General features: G+C 38.3%; 7 protein-coding genes. 3 read left to right on the top strand and 4 right to left on the bottom strand.

Annotation, left to right across the window (positions count from 1 at the left end):
- A partial coding sequence (locus K8S13_RS03415; RefSeq protein ID WP_291460456.1) for a dihydrodipicolinate synthase family protein occupies nt 1-405 on the top strand: 405 nt, incomplete at its 5' end.
- A gap of 63 nt (nt 406-468) precedes the next feature.
- Here K8S13_RS03415 and K8S13_RS03410 read toward each other — a convergent pair.
- Nucleotides 469-1,257, bottom strand: coding sequence for a YkgJ family cysteine cluster protein (locus K8S13_RS03410; protein ID WP_291460455.1), 789 nt, complete (start codon nt 1,255-1,257; stop codon nt 469-471).
- Nucleotides 1,258-1,450: 193 nt separating this feature from the next.
- Here K8S13_RS03410 and serB point away from each other — a divergent pair, with 193 nt between their 5' ends.
- Together serB and galU are read left to right on the top strand one after the other, a co-directional pair.
- Complete coding sequence (serB, locus tag K8S13_RS03405) at nt 1,451-2,827, top strand: phosphoserine phosphatase SerB (protein WP_291460454.1); 1,377 nt, start codon at nt 1,451-1,453, stop codon at nt 2,825-2,827.
- 183 nt (nt 2,828-3,010) lie between these two features.
- Nucleotides 3,011-3,883, top strand: coding sequence for a UTP--glucose-1-phosphate uridylyltransferase GalU (gene galU, locus K8S13_RS03400; RefSeq protein WP_291460453.1), 873 nt, complete (start codon nt 3,011-3,013; stop codon nt 3,881-3,883).
- Between the two features lie 7 nt (nt 3,884-3,890).
- Here galU and K8S13_RS03395 read toward each other — a convergent pair whose 3' ends face one another.
- The 3 genes from K8S13_RS03395 to K8S13_RS03385 form a co-directional block, all read right to left on the bottom strand.
- On the bottom strand, nt 3,891-4,466 hold the full coding sequence (locus K8S13_RS03395; protein ID WP_291460452.1) for a lytic transglycosylase domain-containing protein: 576 nt from the start codon (nt 4,464-4,466) through the stop codon (nt 3,891-3,893).
- 22 nt (nt 4,467-4,488) lie between these two features.
- Nucleotides 4,489-4,860: a hypothetical protein gene (locus K8S13_RS03390; protein ID WP_291460451.1), complete on the bottom strand. Its 372-nt coding sequence runs from the start codon at nt 4,858-4,860 to the stop codon at nt 4,489-4,491.
- 75 nt (nt 4,861-4,935) lie between these two features.
- Nucleotides 4,936-5,827 (bottom strand): ATP-dependent helicase (locus K8S13_RS03385; RefSeq protein ID WP_291460450.1); only part of this gene is annotated, 892 nt, incomplete at its 5' end.

The following is a 5,827-nucleotide window of genomic DNA, read 5'->3' as shown; positions in this document are numbered from 1 at the left end:
GTGATGGCCAACATTGCACCAAAATTTCTTACACAAATGGTCTCATTGCTCAATCAGGGGAATACGGATGAAGCCATAAAAATCCAGACCGCCTTAAAACCCCTGCTCGATCTTGTTGTGGTGACCACACAGGAAGAATCCGAATTCGGAGCGGTCACTTGCCGGGCAAGAAATCCCCTTCCTTTAAAAACCCTGATGCAGTTATTGGGAATGCCGGGGGGACCCTGCCGAAGGCCCTTGGGGAAAATGACTCAAAAAGGCTTTCATGTTCTTTTGGATGCGGCAAAAACCGTCCAGGCCAATAACCCGGAGATCTTTGAGCCCATTGGTTCATTTTTTAATGTGAATATTGAAGACAGACTGAACAATCCGGAATTCCAGAAAGATCTGTGGTATAATTATTAAAACTTGTGAGTTGTGAGAATTTTCTTTCTCACAACTCAAAACTAAAAATTCAAAATTAAATAATCATGATTTTTTAATTTTAAATTGTTCTTCTCCTGTTTTAAAAAAGCTGGCTTTAAGCCATTCAAATCCAAACTGCAGCAGTTTGACATCATCTTTTTTAATCTCTTCAATTTTTTCTTTTGGGAAATCATATCTTTCAAGAAATGTGCTGTTAAATACAAATCCTCTGAACTTATCAATATTATAGCAAACCAGGAAAAACATTCTTTTGCTCTCTTCGGAAAGTTTCATACTGTTAGGCAATGATTTTTTCCTGACGATTAACTCCATCCAGCCGTCATTGACTTCATCACGAAGGTCAACTCCCTGATCCTGTCTCCATTCGGCAACCGTCCATTCTTTCTTTTCATCAAATCCCAGGCAGTGGGCTTCTTTCACCATAAAATAGAACTCATCTTTTTCACCCTTCTCTCCCGAATAGCTTAAAGATCCGACCCCTAAAGGATAATACCTGCAGGTGGTGGGGCGATCTTCATAAATGGCACAACCTTCCGTGTCATCAACAAAAGGACATGATTTTTTTTCATCATCCAGAAGTTTAAGCGTCACCACAGGAAGGGCTCCCTTCTCAAGAAGATGCGGTGAAGTAAATTCAGCAAGAAACTCATCGGAAGTTATTTCCAATTTTTTGCGCATGGTTAAAATATCGTATGGGGTCAGCATAATATCAATGCCCCGGCAGCAATCTGTAAAACATTTAACACCGTTATGGCAATCAAAGTGAAACTTGCTCCTTAAGCTGAGCTGCTCCGGTGGTATTTCAGATTTTTTTTCTATTTTATCAGTCATCAAAGCTTCCTTATTTATATTTTGTTATGGTCTTATTAAAGATGTGGAATATACAAAAAAGAGTTAATAATGTCAACAAATTGCAACTATGGTTACTGATAAAAGCATGTAAAAGCTCTCAAGCTAATCCTTAAAAATGCAAGCTAAAATGGCTGTTTTACGATAACCCGGTCGGGGCATGGGTTGCGTTCATGTGATTGAACTTCTTACAGGCTCTAAACTTTGTTTCGCTAATATTAAATTAATATTCTTCACAAAAAGGATGTTGTTATTCTTGCGTTTTATTGATAGCGAATGTATGTTATTCGATTACTTTTTTGATTCGGGACTTATTGAAAGGGAACTTGCAATGAGAGAAATAATTTTAATCAATATTACCGGTAAAGATAAGCCGGGACTAACTTGTAGCTTAACAAATATACTTGCTCAGTATGAAGTCATCATTTTAGATATTGGGCAAGCCGTTATTCATGATTACCTTTCCCTGGGTATACTTGTCGAAATACCCTCCAAACATTCTTCATCATCTATCCTCAAAGACCTCCTGTTTCAGGCTCATAAACTTGAAATCCAAATTCAGTTTTCTGCTATTGATGTAAAAAACTATAAAGGTTGGGTAGCCAGGAATGGCTACGAACGTTTGATTATCACCCTTCTCGGACGAACTCTCACGGCAGAGCAGTTGTCTGGAGTTACGACTGCAATTGCAGACAACCAACTGAATATTGATATCATTACTAATCTTTCCGGATCAGTTTCAATGGAGACAGAATTATTCCCTAAAGCCTGCATTCAACTTACTATATCTGGCAAACTCAATGATCCCCGCCGATTGCGTCATAGATTACTTGAAATTTCAGAAGAAACTAATATTGATATCTCATTTCATGTGGACAATATTTATCGCCACGCTCGTAAATTGGTAGTTTTCGATATGGATTCAACTTTAATCCAATGTGAAGTGATCAATGAGTTGGCAAAGTATGCAGGTGTGGGAGAAGAGGTCTCCCGGATCACCGAGTCCGCAATGAATGGTGAAATGAATTTTAAAGAAAGTTTTAGTAAGCGCGTGGCTCTACTCAAAGGATTAGATGAAAAGATTTTGGCTGAAGTTGCCAAAAATCTTGAACTAACAGAAGGTGCCCAACGGGTCATAATTACTCTAAAAAAACTTGGTTACAAAATAGGAATTATATCTGGTGGGTTTGATTATTTTGGTAAATATCTGCAGAATAAATTAGGACTTGACTATGTATTTACTAATGCACTTGAGATCAAAGATGGAAAAATTACAGGAGACGTTACAGGAGATATTATTGATGGACCTAAAAAAGCTGAAATTCTCAAAACCATTACCACTGTTGAAAATATTAGCTTGCAACAAACAATCGCAATTGGTGATGGCAGCAACGATCTTCCAATGCTCAGTATTGCTGGTTTAGGCATTGCATTTCATGCCAAGCCCCTTGTAAAAGAAAAAGCACAAAAATTCATATCTAATGTCGGATTAGATGGACTATTGTATTTAATGGGTATTAGTGAAAGAGAAATACGCCAGAATTTTCAATAGATTAGTTTTGATTCAACTCTATCCGGAACTCTTGAATTTTTTTCAAATCCATGCAATCGTTATAACAAAATTGACAGAATATATTTGACATATTAATTTTTTCCAAATAAATATCAAGAATAATTGGAGTTTGAGCGCCATACTTATTGAGCATGAATCACTAAATTATCCAAAGGAGTTTTCATGAAAATTAAAAAGGCCGTTTTTCCTGTAGCCGGACTTGGCACTCGTTTTATACCCGCCACCAAAGCCATGGCAAAAGAGATGCTTCCGGTGGTTGACAAACCCATTATCCAATACGCTGTTGAGGAAGCCTTTGAGGCAGGCATAGAACATATTATTTTTGTTACGGGTCGTGGGAAAAAAGCGTTGGAAGATCATTTTGACAGATCTTTTGAGATTGAACATGCACTGCAGGAAAAGGGAAAACTTGATCTTTTAAAACAAATCCAGGAGCTGGTTCCAAAAACCGGTACCATTATTTACACCCGGCAAAATCAACCGTTAGGTCTTGGCCATGCCATCTGGTGTGCAAGGGATATTGTCGGCGACGAACCTTTTGCCGTTCTTCTGGCGGACGACCTTATCCAGACAGATAAACCCGTCCTTTCCGAGATGATAAAAAAATTCGACCGGCTAAGAGCCTCCATTGCGGCAGTCATGGAGGTTGACAAAGATCAGACAGATAAATACGGCATTCTTGATGCCCAGCAGGTGGAAGAAGATGTCGTCCGAATTGATGATATGGTTGAAAAACCAACTCCTGATAAAGCGCCATCCAATCTTGCCATTATCGGCCGTTATATTTTAACCCCTAAGATTTTTGACTTTCTAGGAAAAAAAGAAAAGGGGGCCGGTGGTGAAATCCAGCTCACCGATGCCATGAAAACCCTGCTTAAGGAACAGCCGATCTATGGATACAAGTTTAAGGGAAACCGATTTGATTGTGGTGACAAGGTAGGATTCCAGATGGCCAACCTGGCATTTGCCCTTGAAAGACCGGATATGAGAGACCGGCTGATAAAATTTATAAAAGAGATTCAAAAAGACTTTTAGGAAGAAATCAGGATTTTTTATACTGGCTGTAGGTTTTCATCACTTTTCTGACATAGTCCTGCGTTTCCCGGTATGGTGGAATCCGTTTGTGCTTATCCACTGCGGTGGGTCCTGCATTATAGGCAGCCAGAACCAGGGGCAGCTTATTCTTATATCGCCTTAAAAGCCGTTGAAGATAGAGCGTTCCCCCCATAATATTCTGTGAAGGGTTAAACGGATCTTTTACAGAAAGAGTTTTAAAATTGTCCGGCATAATCTGCATCAGTCCTTTTGCACCTCTTTTTGAGACAGCTTTTGGATTAAAGCCGGATTCCACTTTAATCACAGCTTTTATCAAAGAGAACTCAACCCCGTACTTTTTGTGTGCTTTCTTAATAATATCATCATATTTTTTGGTGCTGAACCCGCTTTTATCCTTTTGGGATTTTTCTTTGATGTATAACTTGTAATCCGAGGATGTGGGTGTATTTGTAAAATGGACGACACCGCTGCTGTCAATATACTTGTAGATATCAGCAAAAGCATGGTCCAGGCAAACGATACTTAAAATGACAAATAGAATGATTCCTGTTTTCTTTGACATGTTACCCGGTTATTATATCTGGTTATTTTATCTGGTCTTTGTATTCTTTCAGGACAAATTTTCCCGGAAAATTCGATTTTGACATATATTGGCCCAGGTTCTCCAGAAAGGTTTTAACAAGTGCTTCAAATACTTCATCCTTTTCTTTTGCCATGATGAAATTTCGTTCAATCCTGTATTCATAGGTCGCAGCATCACCCAGTACTGCTATAATATCTTCAAATTTATAATCAGATATAGTGTCGTTTAAAAACAATTGCTTTTCAATCTTGATTTCCATGGTTGCCTTCATGATCACCACATAGGCATCTTCACTAATTTTTCTGGACATATCAGATATGACAAGGGTCTGATTATTTTCAAGTTCAATTTTTTTAGCTATCTTGTTTTCCATTGTTTTACCGTTGTTTCACTATTATTTTTATAGAGTTTTTATAGGATTTGTCTTTTAACCAAAATCTAAACCGAGTCAAAACAATTCCAGTTGCTTTTCTTTTTTCCTTACTTTCAGGTGGACAAAACTTTTTTCCACCTGTGTCAGTCTTTTTTCGATATCTTCAATAAAAAAAGACCGTTGTCTTTTAAAACTTTTGCCATATATGCTTCTTTTTTTAGCATAAGTCGAACAAAGAATATCCATGGCCCTTGTCATGGCGACATAGAACAGACGGCGTTCTTCTTCAAGATCATTTATATTTCTGCCATCCTTTGCAAAGGGGACGAGACCCTGTTCACATCCTGCGACAAATACAACAGGGAATTCAAGTCCCTTGGCCGCATGCATGGTCATCAAAGATACTTTTTCCACATTAAACTCCAGGGTATCGGTATCCTGGTTCAGGGCAAGCGCATTAAGGAAATTATTCAAATCATTATGCAGCCTTGCAATGGATAAAAAGTTTTCAAAGGCATGTTCTGCTTTGTCATTGCCTTTAATAATCGTGTTTAAATCTTCTTTTTCACACAAAAACTTTAGCCATGTTTCAGTATCACAATCTTTAAGTTCTTCCGGGACTTCTGCATTTTGTGCCATATCCCTGCAGAGATCGATCAGTTGTTTGATACCCTCAATTTCAAATAATTTCTTTTTATCTGCTGCCTGAAAGGGAATGCCTTCTTTTTCAAACATGTTGATAAAGATTTCGCACTGTCTTGATGTTCGACAAAGAATAGCGAAATCTGCAAAAGAATACTCTTTTTGTTCATCCAAATCTGTTTTTCCGGCATCCATTGAGAAAAAAGAGGTTCCGCCCACGAGATTTTCAATCATCTTGCCAATAGCCACGGCCTCTGCATATTCTGTAGCGGTCTCCTTGATTATCAGCTTTTTGGTGCTTCCCACATCTGAAAAAACCTTGAAT

Source organism: Desulfobacula sp. (assembly GCF_021107415.1).
This window is presented reverse-complemented; position numbering and strand designations above follow the sequence as displayed.